12 protein-coding genes are annotated in these 16,876 nt (G+C 66.7%); 6 read left to right on the top strand and 6 right to left on the bottom strand.

Annotated elements, in window-relative coordinates:
- Positions 1-33 precede the first annotated feature (33 nt).
- Positions 34-699 (top strand): EthD family reductase, encoded by a 666-nt coding sequence (locus tag BW41_RS21395; protein ID WP_161773143.1) that lies wholly within the window; start codon positions 34-36, stop codon positions 697-699.
- A 582-nt stretch (positions 700-1,281) separates the two neighbouring features.
- Here the strand turns inward: BW41_RS21395 and BW41_RS16135 are convergent.
- On the bottom strand, positions 1,282-2,163 hold the full coding sequence (locus BW41_RS16135; protein WP_037535599.1) for a LysR family transcriptional regulator: 882 nt from the start codon (positions 2,161-2,163) through the stop codon (positions 1,282-1,284).
- 110 nt (positions 2,164-2,273) lie between these two features.
- Between BW41_RS16135 and BW41_RS16130 the strand changes: the two genes are divergently transcribed.
- Together BW41_RS16130 and BW41_RS16125 are read left to right on the top strand one after the other, a co-directional pair.
- Complete coding sequence (locus BW41_RS16130) at positions 2,274-3,008, top strand: SDR family oxidoreductase (protein ID WP_037535597.1); 735 nt, start codon at positions 2,274-2,276, stop codon at positions 3,006-3,008.
- Between the two features lie 142 nt (positions 3,009-3,150).
- The gene (locus BW41_RS16125) at positions 3,151-4,041 is read left to right on the top strand and encodes an SDR family oxidoreductase (protein ID WP_037535595.1); all 891 of its coding nucleotides are present in this window, start codon (positions 3,151-3,153) and stop codon (positions 4,039-4,041) included.
- Positions 4,042-4,216: 175 nt separating this feature from the next.
- Here the strand turns inward: BW41_RS16125 and BW41_RS16120 are convergent, their stop codons facing one another.
- From BW41_RS16120 to BW41_RS16110, 3 genes are all read right to left on the bottom strand, one after another.
- Positions 4,217-4,741, bottom strand: coding sequence for a hypothetical protein (locus BW41_RS16120; RefSeq protein ID WP_051583575.1), 525 nt, complete (start codon positions 4,739-4,741; stop codon positions 4,217-4,219).
- A gap of 600 nt (positions 4,742-5,341) precedes the next feature.
- Positions 5,342-6,265 (bottom strand): hypothetical protein, encoded by a 924-nt coding sequence (locus tag BW41_RS20195; RefSeq protein WP_152542361.1) that lies wholly within the window; start codon positions 6,263-6,265, stop codon positions 5,342-5,344.
- A 1,064-nt stretch (positions 6,266-7,329) separates the two neighbouring features.
- On the bottom strand, positions 7,330-8,031 hold the full coding sequence (locus BW41_RS16110; RefSeq protein WP_037535593.1) for a hypothetical protein: 702 nt from the start codon (positions 8,029-8,031) through the stop codon (positions 7,330-7,332).
- A gap of 1,820 nt (positions 8,032-9,851) precedes the next feature.
- Here BW41_RS16110 and BW41_RS21390 point away from each other — a divergent pair.
- The 3 genes from BW41_RS21390 to BW41_RS16095 all read left to right on the top strand — a co-directional run bounded on the left by BW41_RS21390 (position 9,852) and on the right by BW41_RS16095 (position 13,774).
- Positions 9,852-10,220 carry a helix-turn-helix domain-containing protein gene (locus BW41_RS21390; protein ID WP_161773142.1) on the top strand — a complete coding sequence of 123 codons (369 nt, stop codon included), beginning with the start codon at positions 9,852-9,854 and terminating at the stop codon, positions 10,218-10,220.
- 10 nt (positions 10,221-10,230) lie between these two features.
- Positions 10,231-11,211 (top strand): AAA family ATPase, encoded by a 981-nt coding sequence (locus tag BW41_RS16100; protein WP_037535590.1) that lies wholly within the window; start codon positions 10,231-10,233, stop codon positions 11,209-11,211.
- Positions 11,212-11,383: 172 nt separating this feature from the next.
- Positions 11,384-13,774, top strand: a complete 2,391-nt coding sequence (locus tag BW41_RS16095; protein ID WP_161773141.1) for a S8 family peptidase — start codon at positions 11,384-11,386, stop codon at positions 13,772-13,774.
- Here the strand turns inward: BW41_RS16095 and BW41_RS20190 are convergent.
- Both BW41_RS20190 and BW41_RS16080 read right to left on the bottom strand, forming a co-directional pair.
- Entirely contained in the window at positions 13,771-15,666 is a 1,896-nt protein-coding gene (locus BW41_RS20190; protein WP_051583570.1) for a CHAT domain-containing protein, read from the bottom strand. The genes BW41_RS16095 and BW41_RS20190 overlap by 4 nt on opposite strands.
- Before the next feature lie 80 nt (positions 15,667-15,746).
- Positions 15,747-16,841 carry a ComEC/Rec2 family competence protein gene (locus BW41_RS16080; protein ID WP_037535584.1) on the bottom strand — a complete coding sequence of 365 codons (1,095 nt, stop codon included), beginning with the start codon at positions 16,839-16,841 and terminating at the stop codon, positions 15,747-15,749.
- Between the last annotated feature and the right edge of the window lie 35 nt (positions 16,842-16,876).

Genomic DNA, 16,876 nt, shown 5'->3' with positions numbered 1-16,876 from the left:
CCCGATCTCGTCCTCCCGCAAGGTTCCAATCCCATGACAGGCGAAGCCGCTTCTTCCGAAGCAGTCCTCTACATCACCTATCCTCGCGCATCAGGCGCGAGGTTCGACCCCGACTACTACCGCGATCGGCATGTCCCGCTGGCAAGGCAGGCCTACGGCATTTACGGCCTCGAGGGCATCAAGGCGTTCCTTCCCGCGTCCGATGGTGACGGAGCGATGGCTCTCACCGAGTTCCGCTTCGCCGACGCGGACCTGATGCAGGCGGCGTTCGGATCGGCGGAGGGCGCGCGCATGCGGGCCGACATAGCCGAATTCACCGACCTGGCCCTTCGGCGATATCGGATCCTGCCGATCGCGTCCGATCGGACGCCGCTCCCGCAGCTGCCCGACGGCAAGGCGATCGTCTTCGTCGCATACGAAGGAAACGACGAAACGCGGTTTGATCGGGATTACTACGCGGCGATCCATCTTCCGCTCGTCATGAAGGCATGGTCGCGCCATGGGTTGGAGGAGCTCGCCGCCTTCTTCCCCGCGGATCGGAGCGGCGATACGGGCACCCTCGCGATCTGCGAATGCCGCTTCCGTGATCGCGTGGCGGTCGAGACCGCGTTCAACTCTCCGGAGGCGCAGGCGGTCATGAGCGACGTCCTCCGCTTCACCGACGCGAAGCCGAAACGGGGGATCGCCGTCGTACCGTGACGGCGACTCCCGCGGACCCGTCGATGCGGGATCGCCGCGTCCCGAAGCAGGATTCCTGATCCCATGCAGGCTCGACGTCTGGAAGATGGAAGCTGCGGCCCCGCCCGCGGGCCGGCATGCCCTCGCGCCTTCCGGCCGTGGCCGTCGCCAACAGATCCAGACGCAAGCATTCCGCTCGAAGTGCCGTCGAGGGCAAGGGTGCACACCTCGCCAGCATGCGTCGAAGCGGCCTGGACAAGCATTGACGTCCGGCAGCTCGGTTCCGACCGGTCGGCGAGCTGCCTTGAGATGCCCCCGTGAAGTCCGGATGCCGCAACCGGCCAGTGGAGGGGCCGCGACGCCGCCGCTCCCGATCGACAGCGACGCCGCGTCGGCGTGGCCCGGCGGCCGCATGACGCCGAGCCGCCATCGGAAGATGCCGCGAACGGTGGAACCGCACCCGACCCGGGACCGGTGGAACTACGCCGGTAGCAGCCGCTTCGGCTGCCGGCTCGGACGTCCGCAGGGCGGGGAGGTCGGCATGTCGAGCGAGATCCACGCGTGCCTGATCCTCGACGTCTCCGCCGGACCGTCGAAGGGACGTCAGACGAAGCGGGCCACGAGCCAGTCTATGAACAGGCGGACCCTTGGCGAGAGCTGCCGGCTGCGGGGATAGAGCACCGCCACCGGGCCCTCCGGCACCTCGACGTCGTCCAGCACACGTACGAGGCGCCCGGACGCCAGATGCTCGGAGACGTGGAAGACCGGCATCTGTGCGAGGCCGAAGCCTTGCAGAACCCCGTCGAGGTAGCTTTCGGTACCCGTCACCGACAGCGGCGCCGGGAGGTCGACCTTCCGGATTCCGCCCGGAATCGCGAATTCGAACGGGGCCAATCCTCCAGTCGTCAGAGATCGGAGCCCGACGGATCGATGGCCCGCGAGTTCCTCCATCGATCCAGGGCGGCCATGCCGCTCGAGATATGCGGGCGCGGCGCACGTGATCCGCGGAAGCCGGGCGATGGGCCTCGATATCAGGTCGCTATCCGGAAGCCTCCCGTAGCGCAGCACGCAGTCGACGCCTTCGCGGACGACGTCGACCCAGCGATCGCTTTCGCTCATCGCGATCTCGACCGCAGGATATCTCTCCATGAACTGCGGAAGGGTGGGCATGACGAAGTGCCGGGCCAGGGTGCCCTGCACCTCGATGCGCAGCATTCCGCTGGGGCGGGCATCTTTGAAGGCGCCTTCGGCTTCCTCGACGTCGTCGAGGATGGCGAGGCACCGCCTATAGTACGCCTCGCCGTCCAGCGTTGGGCGGACCGTCCGGGTCGTGCGCTGCAGCAGCGTCGTTCCAAGTCGCTCCTCGAGCTGACGAATGGCCTGCGTCGCCGTCGATCGTGGCACGCCGCGGTCGCTCGCAGCCTGCGTGAAGCTGCGTCGGTCGACGACCCTGGCATACAGCCGCATAGCGTCGAGACGGTCCATTGTTCCACCTTCGCAAACAGTGTTGTCGCTTTCCAGTAGATTATCTCAACAACGTCGAGGCCTAAATAGCCTTCGTCGTCGGATCGGCGACTACAGACGGAAGGCACGACATGGACAGCGACAAGGTAGCGATCGTAACCGGATCATCACGAGGGATCGGTGCCGCCATCGCGGCACGGCTGGCGCAGGACGGACACTCCGTCGTCATCAACTACGCCGGGGACGCGGCGGCGGCTGAGGCGCTTGCCGGCAGGATCGAAGAGGACGGCGGCCGCGCCGTCACCGCCCGGGCGGACGTAGGAGATCCGGCAGCCGTCGCCCGCATGTTCGAGGCGGCGCAGGCGGCTTTCGGCGGCGTCGACGTCCTGGTCAACAATGCCGGTATCATGCGACTCGCCGCAGTCGCGGAAGCCGGCGACGATCTCTTCGACAGCCAGATCGCCGTCAACCTCAAGGGTCCGTTCAACACCATGCGCGAGGCTGCGAAGCGGCTACGTTCCGGTGGCCGGATCATCAACATGTCGTCGAGCGTCGTCGGTCTCTACCAGCCGACCTACGCCCCGTATGCAGCGACCAAGGCGGGCGTCGAGGCGATGACGCGGGTGCTCGCGAAGGAACTGCGCGGACGCAACATCACCGTGAACGCGGTCGCTCCGGGACCGACGGCGACCGCGCTATTCCTGGACGGGAAACCCCAGGGGGTGATCGACCACCTCAGCAAGCTCGCGCCCCTGGAGCGGCTGGGACGGCCTGACGACATAGCCTCGGTCGTCGCCTTCCTCGCCGGCCCCGATGGGGCCTGGATCAACGGCCAGATCCTGCGCGCCAACGGAGGAATCGTCTGATCCTGCCGCGGCGGCGGCGGCGTCCCCTCAGCGGGCGGTGGGATCCTGGCTGGATGCAGCCTCCAGCCACCCGAGGGGACGCCCGGTCGCACCTTCCCAATCCACACGCCTACCCCAATCACTACGAATACGGAGATGGTTCATGAGCAAGAGCATCCTCATCACGGGCGCCTCCAGCGGGTTCGGACGCCTCACGACGGAGGCGCTCGCGAAGGCTGGCAACCTCGTCTACGCCTCGATGCGCGACGTCGGGGGCAGAAATGCGGGTACGGCCGCCGAGCTAGTGGACGCGTTCGGGGACCGCGTCAGACCGATCGAACTCGACGTGCAGTCGGAAGCGTCCGCCAGCGCCGCGGTTTCCGCGATCATGGAACAGGCCGGCCGCATCGACGTCGTGATCCACAATGCGGGCCACATGATGTTCGGCCCTGCCGAGGCCTTCACGCCGGAGCAGTTCGCGCAGCAGTATGACGTCAACGTGCTGGGTACGCAGCGCGTCAACCGGGCGGCACTGCCCTACATGCGTGCAGCCGGGCACGGGCTGCTAGTCTGGGTGTCTAGTTCGAGTTCGGCGGGCGGCACGCCTCCCTACCTCTCGCCCTACTTCGCGGCCAAGGCCGCAATGGACTCGCTGGCGGTCATCTACGCTCGTGAGCTCAGCCGCTGGGGCATCGAGACCACGATCGTCGTGCCGGGCGCTTTCACCAAGGGCACCAACCACTTCGCGAATTCGGGCCAGCCGGACGATCAGGCGCGTCTCGCCGAATACGAATTTGGCCCCTATGCCGGCTTCGGCAAGCTGGTTCAGGAGGCATTCGCCGAGATCGTGCCGGAGGATGCCGATCCCGCCGGCGTGGCCGAACGGATCGTCCAGGCGATCGACATGCCGTTCGGCACGCGTCCCTTTCGCATCCACTACGACCCGGCGGAGGACGGCGCCGACGTCGGCTTCGCGGTGCTAGACCGTCTGCGTGCCGAGATGCTGCATCGCGTCGGGCTCGCCGACCTGCTCAAACCCGCGGCGCGAGCCTGAACGGCTTGCCGACCGCGGGCCCATCACGTTTCCGCGGTCGGCGTACGGCCTCTTCTGGAAGAAGGAACGGCCAGCCCCACAGCATCGCGTCGAGCCGCCCCCGTCGCTCCGCGTGTCGTCCCGCCCGGTGGACTTCTCATCTTGGACAGTCGGCCATGCGCTCATCTCGCATCCGTCACCTGGTCAGCTTCACGCCCGGAGCCATCCTGACCCGAACTCGCGCGCCGTTCGGCGAAGGCACGATCGCGCGCGTCGCCGTCAGGGCGTCGCGCCGACCCTTGTCCCATGGCACAGCCGCATGACCCGCGGTGCCATTTCTAAGCCTCTCTCTCTCTCTCTCGCAGCAGGGCTTGCGGTGGCGCTGCCCGGCCGTGATCGGCTGCGCTCGCACACGACCGGCGAGCGTCACCATGCCGCTGCCTGCTCCGATCGTCGCATTCCTCGACGCGGGCGATCGAGGCGAAACCGCCGGCGTGTTGTCCAGCTTCGTCTCGACCGCCACGCTGAACAACCGGGGACGCGTGAACAAATTCAGTTCACGCGTTGGGACGTGTGTAAAGGGCGGTCGATCGCCCAACACGGTGTTGATCTTCGCGCTTGAGCGCACTGGCAACGCCTGGACCAGCCCAAACATGTCATCGTCGGGTATCGCCTTGAAAACCAGTACGATCAGGCCGTCATCGTTAATTTCGATTGCCATCGTAGGATAGCCACGCGCCATAGCACATAGTCGCAAATTTGAAAGCGAGCACGTCGATAGCCATTTTGTCGACCTTGTGATCGGCTACGCATGCATGTTAAACATCCTTCACAGCTAGGCGGTCTAACAGTTTAACCGATTTCGGAGCTCGCCCTCCCTATCTCTCACTCAAGCCATCAACCGGTTGCGCCTTTGAATACCGAAGGTCAGGAGGAAACCTTACACCCATTATGCTTCGGCGAGGGCTTGGCTACTATCGCTGAAGACTGTCATCGCGATAGCCGGGGGGGCGCTCCCATAACGGTCCCTGCGAGGACCGAGCACTGCATTCTCTCCGAACGGCACGTACCGGCGAGAAGCTAGGCGAGGCGAAAGGCGGCGGCCAATCAAAATCGCGTCATGAAGGGTGCGCCGGGCCGTCCGCCCGCTGCGGGCATGCCCAAGGCTACGTCGACCCCAGTGATCGGCAAGAACGGCAGCGGCGCCCACGACGATCGCAAGGCCTCCGAACCGAGCACCCCTATGAACGACGGCGGCGGCGGCTTCGACGGCGAGCCGGGCGCCGACGCGTTCGAGCCCAAACGGAGGATCCCTGTTTCGCTACCGCAACGCGTGAGCGAAGGGGGCGAGCAGCACGCCCGCATCGAGCGCCATCTGGACCAACTTCCGCTGTGGCTCGAACGGACCGCCCATGTCCACTTTGGGCACGACTACGCTGAGCGCAGCCGAGCCGCCACGGGCGAGCACCCGGACGGCCTTTGGCCAATCCACGTCACGTCGTTCGAGGAGCTCGTCCACGGTGGTCCTGGCGAACTCGAGTTCGACGCAGCACTGGTCCGCCTTGTGGTTGAGGGTCACGCCCTTGGGGAAGTCGGCGCGGCGATACCGGATCCAGTCGGACTTCGGCCCCTTTGGCCCAGGTCGAACCATCAGGAACTGCGGATGCCGCTCCTGCATGAGCAGCCAGTAGGCCATGTGGAAGGCGGTCTTCCCGGCATGGACCTTCATGACGTATCCGCGTCGACCCTGCTCCACAGCCTCCCTCATGATCGCCGCCCGCCACTTCGAGCGCGCGTCATCGCGTCCAAGGAACCAGTCGCGGATCGCCTCGTAGGGGATGAAGTGCTCGTAGGCAGTGTCCGTCGGAAGGGCGCCCAGATACACCCGGGGAGCGCAGATCGCCGTCACAAAGCGGTCGAACCGGCCGGCCTCCTGGGCCCGCCGTCCGCGCACATGGTATCGCAGGTCCTGCTCGTCCTGCGCCGGTGCCGCGATCTTGTTCTCGATCAGGAGGCCGACCCGTTCGTCCGGCAGGCGCAGCCGCAGCAGGAGATCGGTTTCGCCGTCCTCGTCGCAGAGCGAGTGCCATGCTCCGTCGAAGACCACTTCGGCCCCGAACCCAGCTAGACCGGCAACGAAGCGTACGAACAGGGGATCGGCGTGCAACTCCTCCATTAGGAGGAGGTCGATGTCGCGCTCAGCCACCGACTGGAGGAAGCGGCCCAGATCCTCGTCGGCGGCCACGTCATTGTCGACGCCCCTCACAGCAACGCTGGCGCCGCCATCCGTCTTCCGCGTCAAGCCGCCTCGGGCCTCAGGTCGCCTCGCATCCTCGCCCATGCAGTCCGCCAGTCCAGTCCGCCCGAGCTCGCGAGGTGTTCGAGCGGGCCGACGTAGAGCCGCCCCATCCATACCGTCCGACATCCATTGCCCCTCAAGTCGAGTCTTTGACGCTCCCATGACGCTCGAGCCATTGCAAGTCCGGCGCGAGACCATCAAGGGACGGTGCGCGGAGCCTGGCGAAGCTCCGCCTGACCACGGCTGTCGTCTTGCACCTCGCCGCGTCCGGTCGGGATCCACCGGTGCATGCGGAACGTCGCGACGAGTGTCCCACCACGCGGCAGGCCCGGCCGTGGTCGCCCGTCCGGACACCGGCTCCACCAGCGGATCGGCACCAGACCTGCCACGGGAGCCGTGAAGAACGGGATATCCATCTATCGCAGCAGGGAAGGCCGTCGGCCGGAAGGAAGGGGGAGTGCGGAAGTTGTTCGTCCAAGCCGTCGGCTACGTCGGCGCGGCGTCGGCTCGCGGCGTCGGCCGCGTTCGTCTGCCTCGTCCTCGGAAAGGCGAGGAAGACCACGGAATCCAGACAGGCGTGGATCAACGAGCAGCGGGAGGATCTCGCGATCCACATGTCGGCGGCGCGGGCCGCCCGCGAAGGTGTCAGGGACAGAGCCAAGGTGCTTGGCGACTTCGATCTCGCGCATCCCCGCGTCCTCCTGCGCGAGTATCCCGATGCGGCCGAATGGCTCTTCGTGCTCGGCGAGCTGAAGCGGCTGCGTCTCCACGCGTTCTACAACCACACGCCCGCAGACGTCGACGGGGATGCGAGAAAATCGATGCGCTCTCGCGGGAGCTGCTCAGGCCGAGTGGAACAGGGTAAGGGAAGGGGGGGCGTGGCCGCGAAGCGGATGCTGCCCCCGGCGATCCTCCTGGTCGCGGGCGCCCCGCCAACGGGAAGGGCTTCATCGTCCTGGGCGCTCGATAGGACGACCGGCCTGCAGCCTCTCCGACGGAAGGGGGAACCTTCACGCGTAACGCAGGTAGCGGACCGTGCTCGCGAACAGATCGAGCCATGCGTCCCTGCGGTCAGCCTCCCACCCGGCCAGGTCCTCCGGCGCCTGCGCAAGCACGGCGGCGACGAGAGGATGCCGGAGCAGGGCGGCGGAAGGCCGGGTGTCCCTCGGTCCGATCGACGGGGACGGCGATGCACCGTCGCGATCCGCCACGCCAGCGTCCTGAACGAAAGGCGCGCGTCCCCTCGCGCCGAATGGGACGGTTTCGCCACGGGCCGGCTTCCCCGACCAAGACCTTTCCAGTACGCCCGCAGCCTCAGCCGCACGATCCGGACCCACGCCGAAACCGATCAGCGCGCGAGCTAGATCGTCTCGATGGATCGCATCGAAATCCGATGCGAAATATCTCTTCAACTGCTCGAAGGGTTTCACGCGCAGGATGGCCGTCCTTCGGAGATCGGCGTCGCTAGGTGCGGCCACGAGCCGGCGACCTAGATCGGTCACGCGGTAGCCACCCTTAGGATCAAGCTCGATCAGACCGAACCGCTTGGCCGCGATCGTCTTGGCGTTGACCGACCCGGTGCCCGCCTTCACCCCGAGGGAGATCGCCACTTCCTCTCTGGTCAGGGAGCGGCCTTCGCGGGAGATGGCCGTCGGCACCGGCAGCGCACGATCAAGCGTCGTCCTCGGCAGTTCGTCCTCGATCGGCACCACGTCAGTCTCCCAAGCGCAAAGGGGGCCGTCGACGCACGACGGCCCCGGCTGACGCCCGACCTCAGTCGGGTTCCGGATCCTCGAGACCCCGGTCCCCGCAACGCCTCCTGAGACGTGCGGGTCGGTGTCTCCTCACCGTGGACGAACCACGGGGGGCATGGATCCGGATGTCGATCCACGGCCACATGTTCGGTCCGCTCATCGTCTACTCCTCGTATGCGGAGCCTTGACATGTGCGAGACACTCGGCGATCGTCGCCACGCCTTGGAGCGCGGCGGAGGCCACCAAGCCTCCCGCTAGCCAACAGCTCCGCTGTTGGTGCCCGCCTCTTCATCGTCGTCGGTCTGATACACCGGCCCGAGTCGAGGCGGGCTACAACCTCTGTAGTCCGGATCAGTATCCCGTACAATAGTCCCTGTCAGGGATCCGCGAAATTCCACTTCCGTCGCCTCTGCTCTGCGGATGGGCGCCTCGCGAAACCGCCGCCGACGGCGAAATCGTGTCGTGCCAGGCGTAGGGGCCGACCGAACCGGCTCGCGGACCGCATCCGACGGATGCCTCGGCTCGCGGCTTCCTGAACGGCGGCCACCACGCCGCGAGTCTCTCCAGCGCACGGTCCTGCGCGTCGGGTCCGCCATGGACGCAAGCCGATGCCGCCGCGCCGCCGAGGACAAGGGCGAACGTCAACCTCGTTGTCGTCTCGACCCTCGCTGTGGCTTCGAGAGCCGGGGGCCGCGAGCTTGCAGCGAGGGCGATGCCGCCTGCGCATGCCAGCGCGGGGAGCCGCACCACCGGCGAGCGGACCATCGTCACCTTCGTCGAAGCCCGCGGAGCGGGGCCAGTCGGATGAGGTCGCATTTGACGACGGTCGTCCAGCACGAGTTCCACCAGGATCGCCGCAGCACTGACGGCGCCGACGACGCTCGTCTTAGCCGACACCTACATCCTGTTCTGGCTGTTCGGACCGGGATCCGGCACCCGCACGGTGTCCGTCGCGTGGAAGAAGACGAGCGAGAAGCCCGGTTCATGGTCCCGGTGTGGGCCGCCCATGAGCTCTACGACTATCCTCGCTCGAGGCAGGTTGCGCTCACCCCGCTCAAGTCCTCGCTAAGGAACCTGCCGACGGCTATCGATCATGGCAAGGCGGTCACCGCGTGGGCCGCCGATCAGCGGCGTCTGCGCGGATCTCCCGACGTGAAAAGCCATCAGGCGGGGGTCGAACTGGACGGCCGGACGTCCACGGGGGGCCGCGCCGGACCCCGACGTCCAAATCAGGAGGACCTCGCACGCGAGTGGAAGGTCATCCACACGAACCTCGCCCCTACCTGGGGCTCATCGTGCGGCGGGCTAGCATCAGCGCCTGGCGCGCCTCGCCCGCCATGAAGCGCTTGCGTACCTCTCAATCCGCGATCCCAATCCAACGCCATGCGGCGGAGGGACGCGCTTGAGGACAAGCGTGGTGCCGCCCGACCAGGAGGTCGGGCGGGCGGAAGGCCGGGAAGCGGACACATGCGCGTCTCCGTCGGGCCAGCCGCGGACTGTCAGCCGGTGCGGAGCGTCGGATCACGTCGCACGGCAGAGGAACGACGTAAATGTCGGCGCGACGACTTCTCCGACGATCACGTCATATCTCGCGCCGGAGGAGACCATCGATCCTCGATGACCCTCATGCCCGGGCTCTCCGGCTTAACTTGGAGCGATCGGCGATCCACAGACTTGCGAAGCGCCGGGTGTCGGCGGTACGCGGGACGCTGACCATTGGGGCGTCGCGTCTGGGCCCGCGGCAGGTAATCACGCCGTGCAGCAAGCGTGCGAGGCTCGTGGCGGCACTTTCAAAGTGCAACCTTTTGTGCAACAGCATCGGCATGGGACGGCATGCTCGCAAACCAGATCCGCATCTCGCCGATGAAGTTCGAGGCCTCATGCGTCACAGAGGTCTCAGCCAAAGCGACGTTGCCGAGTTATTGGGGGTGACGAAAGCAACCGTCAGCCGCATGCTGTCGAGGAATGCGTTCTCGACCGATCTCAGAGAAAGGACCGAAAGGCTGCTGTCAGGAGGCGCACCATTCGAAAACGCGACGATGCTGTTGCACAAATCGTTGCGTATAATCGCCGAATGCGATAGGCTGCTCGATGCGGCCAGGGCGCTGACGGCACAAGCCCTCGACCTGGCCGAACGGAAGCAATAGGGGTGTCGCCATGGCCAGCAGCAAGCAGTTGATCGGGATGATCCGCAGCCATGCTGCCGGTGACGACGAGCGCTTCCTCGCGATCGCCGAGCACATCGCCAACGACGCCCGGAACGCCGGTCACCACCGCATGGCCGAGGAGATCGGTTCGCTCGTCGGTTCGCTGAAGGAGGAGGTCGGCGAGCGGCGCTCGGCGACCCGGCCGATCCTCATCGCAGCCCCGCGCGGCGAACTGGCGTCACTCGTCCGTGCCTCGTATCCGGAAACGCGCCTCGCAGACGTGGTCGTCGCCGAAGACGTCGGCACACGGCTCCGCCGCATCGTCCGCGAACATCGTGAACGAGGCATTCTGGCCGATCGCGGCTTGCATCCTCGACGGAAGCTGCTCCTGTCCGGGCCGCCTGGCACCGGCAAGAGCATGACGGCGGCCGCGATCGCGGGCGAACTGGGGCTTCCCCTGTTCACCCTCCTGCTCGACGGCGTCATCACCAAGTTCATGGGCGAGACCGCGGCGAAGCTCCGGATCGTATTCGATGCCATGACCGGCACTCGTGGCGTCTACTTCTTCGACGAGGTGGACGCCCTGGCGACGCGGCGGGGGGCGGAGAACGACATCGGCGAGGCCCGTCGCATGCTGAACTCGTTCCTCCAGTTCCTGGACGAAGACTCCTCGGGCAGTCTCATCCTGGCCGCGACGAACCATCAGGAGCTTCTGGATCGGGCCATCTTCAGACGATTCGACGCGACCATCCGCTACGGACTCCCGGAAGCAGATCACGTCAGGCGGATCCTCGTCCAACGGCTGCCCGGCTTCGACCTCGCGCCATTCGACTGGACTGCAGTCGCGCAGGCCGCCTCGGACCTGAGTCAGGCGGACATCGTCGCGGCCGCGGACGACGCCGCCCGCGACGCGGTACTCGAGAACGCCGGCACGCTGGATCCGGTCCTGCTCCTGCGCGCACTCAGGGAACGAACCCAACCGGATCGGTGAGAAAGCGTGGTTGGCACGGCGAAGCGCACGCTGCTAGCCTGCCGCAATGCCGCTACATCGACATCTGGTAGTCCGAGGGCTCGGTCGTGCCTCGGCAAAGTTCGAACCCGTCGGCGGCGGCAGCACCAAGCGGCCACGCGCGGTTTCGGACAGAGCCGTGCACGCGGGGCGATTGCGCGGTGATCTGAAGACCGTGTCGGACGAGGCCCGCGACCTCCGGGCGGGACAGACCCTCCTCGGCGTGCCCAAGGCGAAGAGGGGCGTCACCGTGACCGTCCATTCCCGCGTCGGGGAGGAACTCGTGGTGGGTGATACCCTGCGTGCGAACAGCCGAGGACGCCAGTTGCTCAACGTGAGGCGGCAGGCCGACGTGCGGAGCAGGCGGGGCCAGGATCGTGCGATCTTCTATCTGAGCGCCAACGCCATCGCCAGTCTCGGACGTTCGCTGGACTACTACGAAGACTGGGAACAGCCGGACGACCTTGAGGATGCGCTGTTCGAGGAGCAGGAATCCGACCCGGCATCCCGTCGCAAGCGCAACTTCTGGCTCTTCGAAAGTGCGGCCTCCTTTCGCGTTGCGAAGGTCGAGGACCTCTGGACCGACCCGTTAGAACTGTTCCCCCGCGAGAAGGGAGCCGTGGAATGGGAGATTTGGGTCCGCAGTCCCATGAGAGAGATCTTTGAGGAGGGCGCCGCGGATCTCGCGCTCCGGATCAAGGGAGCCGCTACCGAGTTCGTCGACATCGTGGTATACAATGTCGTCGCCACGAAGGCCTCCCTGGCGAAGCTGATTGAGCGCAGCGCCGCCGTGATCGAGCTGCGCGGAGCCTCGAACTTCATTGCCGAACACCTGGATCTTCCGCCGCCGTCGAGGTTGCGCCGCATCGGGGCCATGGCGTCCCGGGTGCTTCCGGCTCCGGGTGCGGCGCCTTGGGTCACGTTGCTGGACACGGGGGTGAACCCCCGCAGCGCCCTGCTCTCCCACTCGCTTCCGACGACGCGATGCCACGCCGTGGTCGGTGCCTGGGACCCGTTCGACGCGGACGGGCATGGATCTAAGATGGCCGGGGTGGCCCTCTACGGCGACCTTTCAGACCTCGCGGCGCGGGACGGTCCCGTCACGCTGGAGACCGCCCTTGAATCCATCGTGGTCTTCAATCCGCCGAGCGCATTGAGGCTGCCAGCGCGGGACGCCATTGCCAAGGCCGTTGCGCTTGCCGAAGGGCAGGCGCGCCATCCTCGCGTATACTGCCTCGCTGCGACCATCATCGGTGAGGCGGAGGACGGAAGGCCGACGTCGAGCTCCGGTTCGCTCGACGGGCTCGCCTACAACGACGGCGTGGACACCCGCCTCTTCTGCGTGGCCGTCGGCAACGTCGCGACCACCGCCGCAGAGCCATACCAGGTCTCGGCCTACGCGACGCTCAACGAGGAGGACGGCATCCAGTCGCCCGCCCAGGCGCTGAACGTGCTGTCCGTCGGGGCCTCGACGATCAAGTGCTCCGGCCCGACGCCGCTGGCGGACGAGGGGAACCTCTCTCCACGGTCACGCACCGCTCAGGCCTGGGATGGAAAGCGGCACAAGCCCGACATCGTGATGGAAGGCGGCAACCACGGCGTCGATCCGGACGGCACGACGTCGCGCGCCCACGGCCCGGACATGATCGCGACCACGTCCAACCGGCTCGACCAGATCACTCTGACGGGGGACACGTCAGCTGCGTGCGCGGCCGCCTCGCGGCTCGCGGGGCGGGTCATGGCCCGATACCCCGCTTTGCGCGCCGAGACGGTTCGCGGCCTCATCGTTCACTCCGCGGACTGGACCCCCGCGATGAAGGCTCGCCGAGCCGCCCTCGTCCGAGCAGGCGCGCCGCCGCTGGAGGCGACGCTGGCGACGCTCGACTGCTTCGGATGGGGCGTCCCCAACGAGGAGCGGGCGTTCTGGAGCGCCGAGAACGCCGCCACGCTCGTCGCCGAGGACGAGCTCCAGCCCTACGAGCCCGGCTCCAGCGGCAGCGTCAAACTCCGGCAGATGAAGAGCTTCCGCCTGCCGTGGCCGGATGCCGCCCTGCGGTCGCTGGGCGCCACCGAGATCGAGCTTCGTTGCACGCTCTCCTACTTCGTCGAACCGGACCTGCACAGCGCCGGTCTCGAGCGCCGCCAGTTCTATCCCTCCCATGGGCTCAAGTTCGACATGCAGCGGCACATGGAGAGCGAAGCGCAGGCGCAGCGCCGCGTGAACCGGGCCATCGCGAGCGACGCTTCGAGCGCCGACGACTCCGGATGGCTGCTCGGGTGGCAGCGGCGGAACCGCGGCACCATCCACCATGACGTGTGGCGCGGCCCGGCCTACCAGCTCGTGGGAAGGCGCATGATCAACGTGACCCCGATGCGGGGGTGGTGGGCGTCCGGAAGGCACGTCGGAAAGGCGGACGACCCGGTCCGATTCAGCCTCATAGCTTCGATAAGGACTCCCTCGATCAGAGGTGACCTCATGGTCGAGATGCGGAACGCGGTCCCCGTCGGACTGCTGGTCGACACGCCTGCGGTCGTCACGATCTAGCCGGGAAACCGGGCCATGACATCCCCATGCGCGAGGTATGCGAACGGGGATGCCGACTCGGCGTGATGCGCACGGCGGCTGTTCCGCAGCGCCTCGCCGAGGGTGCACCGCCCTGCGAGTAGATCTGGAAGAGCCGACTTCATCATCTGAAACGCCATAGCGTCGTCGACCTCCCAAAGCGGCGCCACCAGACCGCCGAAGCCTCGAGCCGCAATGGCCGCGCCCCAGCCGGTGTTCATGCCCAGCATCTGGGCGCCTCCGGCAGTCTCGCAGGCGTTGAGAAGCACCAGGGTCGCACCCCTCTCGCCCACGACGGTACGCCGCTGATCGACCTCTGCCACGCCGACGAAGTCATCCTCCATCTGGATGCCCCCATCGCTCTGCCCCGTGTCGATGCGGCCGTGTCCCGCGAAGTGGATCACGGCCACATCTCCGGGGCGCTCCCCGTCCAACACGGCGAAGAATGCCTCGGTGCGCGCCGGCATGGCGGTCGCGCCTAGGCATTCGACCATCCACCGCCCCTCGGCCTGCGCAGCGGGCAATCCCTGCCCGGCCCCGTAGCTAGGCACGAAGGAAAGCAGTTCGCCCGTGCCGAAGCTCTCCCGCAGGAGGACGGACCGGCCCGCCGGCCATCTGGCGACTGGATGGTCAACGAACAGGTGACGGGCGCCTGAGATGTCCGGCTTCATCATCTCCCAAGGAATATAGGGATCTTCGGTTATGAACTGTATCGCGAAGTCGGAGCCCAACGCGTTACGCCATTGCTCGTAGCCCGCGCGGAACTCGGCTGGAGCCACTCTCCACAGCCTCTCTCCGAGCCCGTCCATCATGCGGCTGACACGCGGAGGCTTCAGGTCCGGGCATGACGCAAGCTGCATGTCCGCGAACGCCTTCGCGCCGCCCTGGAGGTCGACCCGTCCGACGCCAGGCGCCATTCCGCCGGGCATCGCCGCCTGCCAGGTCCACGTCTGAAGATCGGCACCGGTCGTCAAGACAGTGACCGTGAGAGTGGGTCCCACGGCGTCCGGCACGATCCGGACGGAAGCCTTCCGCTCGCGTCCGACGTCCTGTTCGCCTGCCGTCGCCCCCGCCGCTGCCGCCGGTGCCTCGTTACGGACTTTTTCGATGCCATCTGCTTCGGGTGCCAGAAGGTCGATCGACACATGCCCGCAGATACGGGTCCCGTGCATGAAGACCGCCTGCGCCTGCGCCGTCGATCCGTCGAAGTCGGGAGAGACCAGGCAGGCGAAGCGCGCCGGGACGGAACGGCCGTCGGACGTCAGCGTCACCGTCGGCGACAGCGCGTCCACCCTGATGGCCCACGGCGCGACGAGCTGCACCGACACGACGATCTTCGTCCAGTCCGCCGGAAAGCGCCCGATCACAACGGCCGGAGAGTCGGACGTGACGTCTGACAGGTCCACAACGACTTCTACGAGCCTGTCCGGCAGTATTTCCGAGGACGTCGAGATCGACGGGCGTCTCAGCACATCGACCATGTCGCCCGCGCTGACGCCGCCAGTGTCTCGCGTCGCTTCCGATGTCGGTGTCGGCATCGGTGATGGACGGCCGACCACCACTGGCCTCCGCCGGGACCCATCCCCCAAGCCGCGCGTCCGACGGAGGGGTTCGGGTGCTGCCGACTGGAAGTAGCCGTCGAGATCGTCATCGCTCGCCGGCGACAGGTATCCCACAACCTCGAGATCGTTGCGAACCTTGAAGACGCCGTCGAACGACAGTGCGAACCGCTTGGCGTCGCTTCGGGACGCCTCGCTGCCAACCTGACCTCTGAGCAGCACCGCGTCGCCGATCATCGACGCGCGCAACTCGCCGATCATACCAAGATGCCGTGCTTCAAGAAGCGCAGTCAGCTTGGTCGCCAGATCCGCCATGCTCGTCCAATGCAACCGCTATTCCCCCATGATCCTCGGCGACGTCGACCTCAGCGTCGCCGAGTGTGCAACCGACGGCTTCATCCTTCCGGTCCCGCTGCCTCGCCGGCCTCCGGTCCGTCGATCCGAAGCAGGTCGATTTCGATAAGACCTTCGATGCCCTCGGGATACTTAGCATCGAAGCCATAGCGAAGTCCGGACGCGGGATCACCCCATGGTGAAGTCCGGTCCGTCCTGTAGTTGAAGTGGAGCATCTTGGCGCCTTGAGGACCATGCACCACGAAGCGGGCAATCGCCTCGGGATCGGGATGACCATGGATGTTCCCATTGGTGGACACGGCCAGCGCGTGGCATTCCATGGCCTCGACGAGCTCCCGGCTGATGTTCTTGCCGCTCCCATGATGCGACGCCTTGAAGAGGTCGACGCGGACGCGACCAGCTCCGAGCGCCGCCAGCGAAGCCGCCAGGACGTCGGGATGCGCATCCCCGCCGAGCAGCACCGTCCGTCCTTCCCATTCCGCCAGGAACGCGATGCTCGACCCGTTGGGCGTCTCCGTGTCGGTCGGCCCGTCGATCGCGAGATCCTCCAGGATCAGGGGATCCGGAACGGGCTTGATCAGGTCCTTCGCCTTCCTGGTGCCCGCGCGATCCTTCTTCGGCTCCTGTGCTCGGAACCACGCGTCCCACTCCGCGCCCAGCCTCCTGAGGCCCTCGAGGGTCGGGGACAACACGGTGATCTTCAGGCCGGCGACCTCGATCGGCTTCCGAACGTTTTCCACAGCCGCAACACCGCCTTCGAAGTGGCGGTTCCAGGTCCACCCCGCCGCGACTAGCAGGTCGGAGTACTCGTCGCCCTGCTTGAAGCTCCTGCGCCCCGTAGAAGGCATCTGTCCACGGCCGTTGAACCAGACGTCGCGGGGTTCGATGGGGCGATCCTTCGCCCGCAGATAGGTGAGCGCTCCGGCGATGTGATCAGCATCGATGTGCGTCATGACGTAGAGGTCGAGCGGCTCCCTCCCAAGCGCCATCCTCTCGAGCCGTTCGTGCAGATGCGGATACGCACCGGCTCGGCCGCCATCGACCACCATGTGGTGCAGGTCGCCCTCCCGCCCCCAGGTCAGGACGAGGCAGTCGCCGTCCCCGGCGGGAAGAAGCGTCAGACGAAAGGTGGTCACGTCGATACCTCCTGGAACGTTCTTGCCACTTCCCG

The sequence above is a fragment of the Sphingomonas sp. RIT328 genome (assembly GCF_000632225.1).
GTDB lineage: Bacteria > Pseudomonadota > Alphaproteobacteria > Sphingomonadales > Sphingomonadaceae > Sphingomonas > Sphingomonas kyungheensis.
The sequence above is the reverse complement of the archived record's forward strand: the minus strand, read 5'-3'. Positions and strand labels throughout refer to the sequence as shown.

Bases quoted from the DNA above. Each gene is read 5' to 3' on its own strand.
- BW41_RS16120 (WP_051583575.1), bottom strand. From the start codon at position 4,741: ATGGCAATCGAAATTAACGATGACGGCCTGATCGTACTGGTTTTCAAG.
- BW41_RS16100 (WP_037535590.1), top strand. From the start codon at position 10,231: ATGGCCAGCAGCAAGCAGTTGATCGGGATGATCCGCAGCCATGCTGCC.
- BW41_RS20190 (WP_051583570.1), bottom strand. From the start codon at position 15,666: ATGGCGGATCTGGCGACCAAGCTGACTGCGCTTCTTGAAGCACGGCAT.
- BW41_RS16125 (WP_037535595.1), top strand. From the start codon at position 3,151: ATGAGCAAGAGCATCCTCATCACGGGCGCCTCCAGCGGGTTCGGACGC.
- BW41_RS21395 (WP_161773143.1), top strand. From the start codon at position 34: ATGACAGGCGAAGCCGCTTCTTCCGAAGCAGTCCTCTACATCACCTAT.
- BW41_RS16130 (WP_037535597.1), top strand. From the start codon at position 2,274: ATGGACAGCGACAAGGTAGCGATCGTAACCGGATCATCACGAGGGATC.
- BW41_RS16135 (WP_037535599.1), bottom strand. From the start codon at position 2,163: ATGGACCGTCTCGACGCTATGCGGCTGTATGCCAGGGTCGTCGACCGA.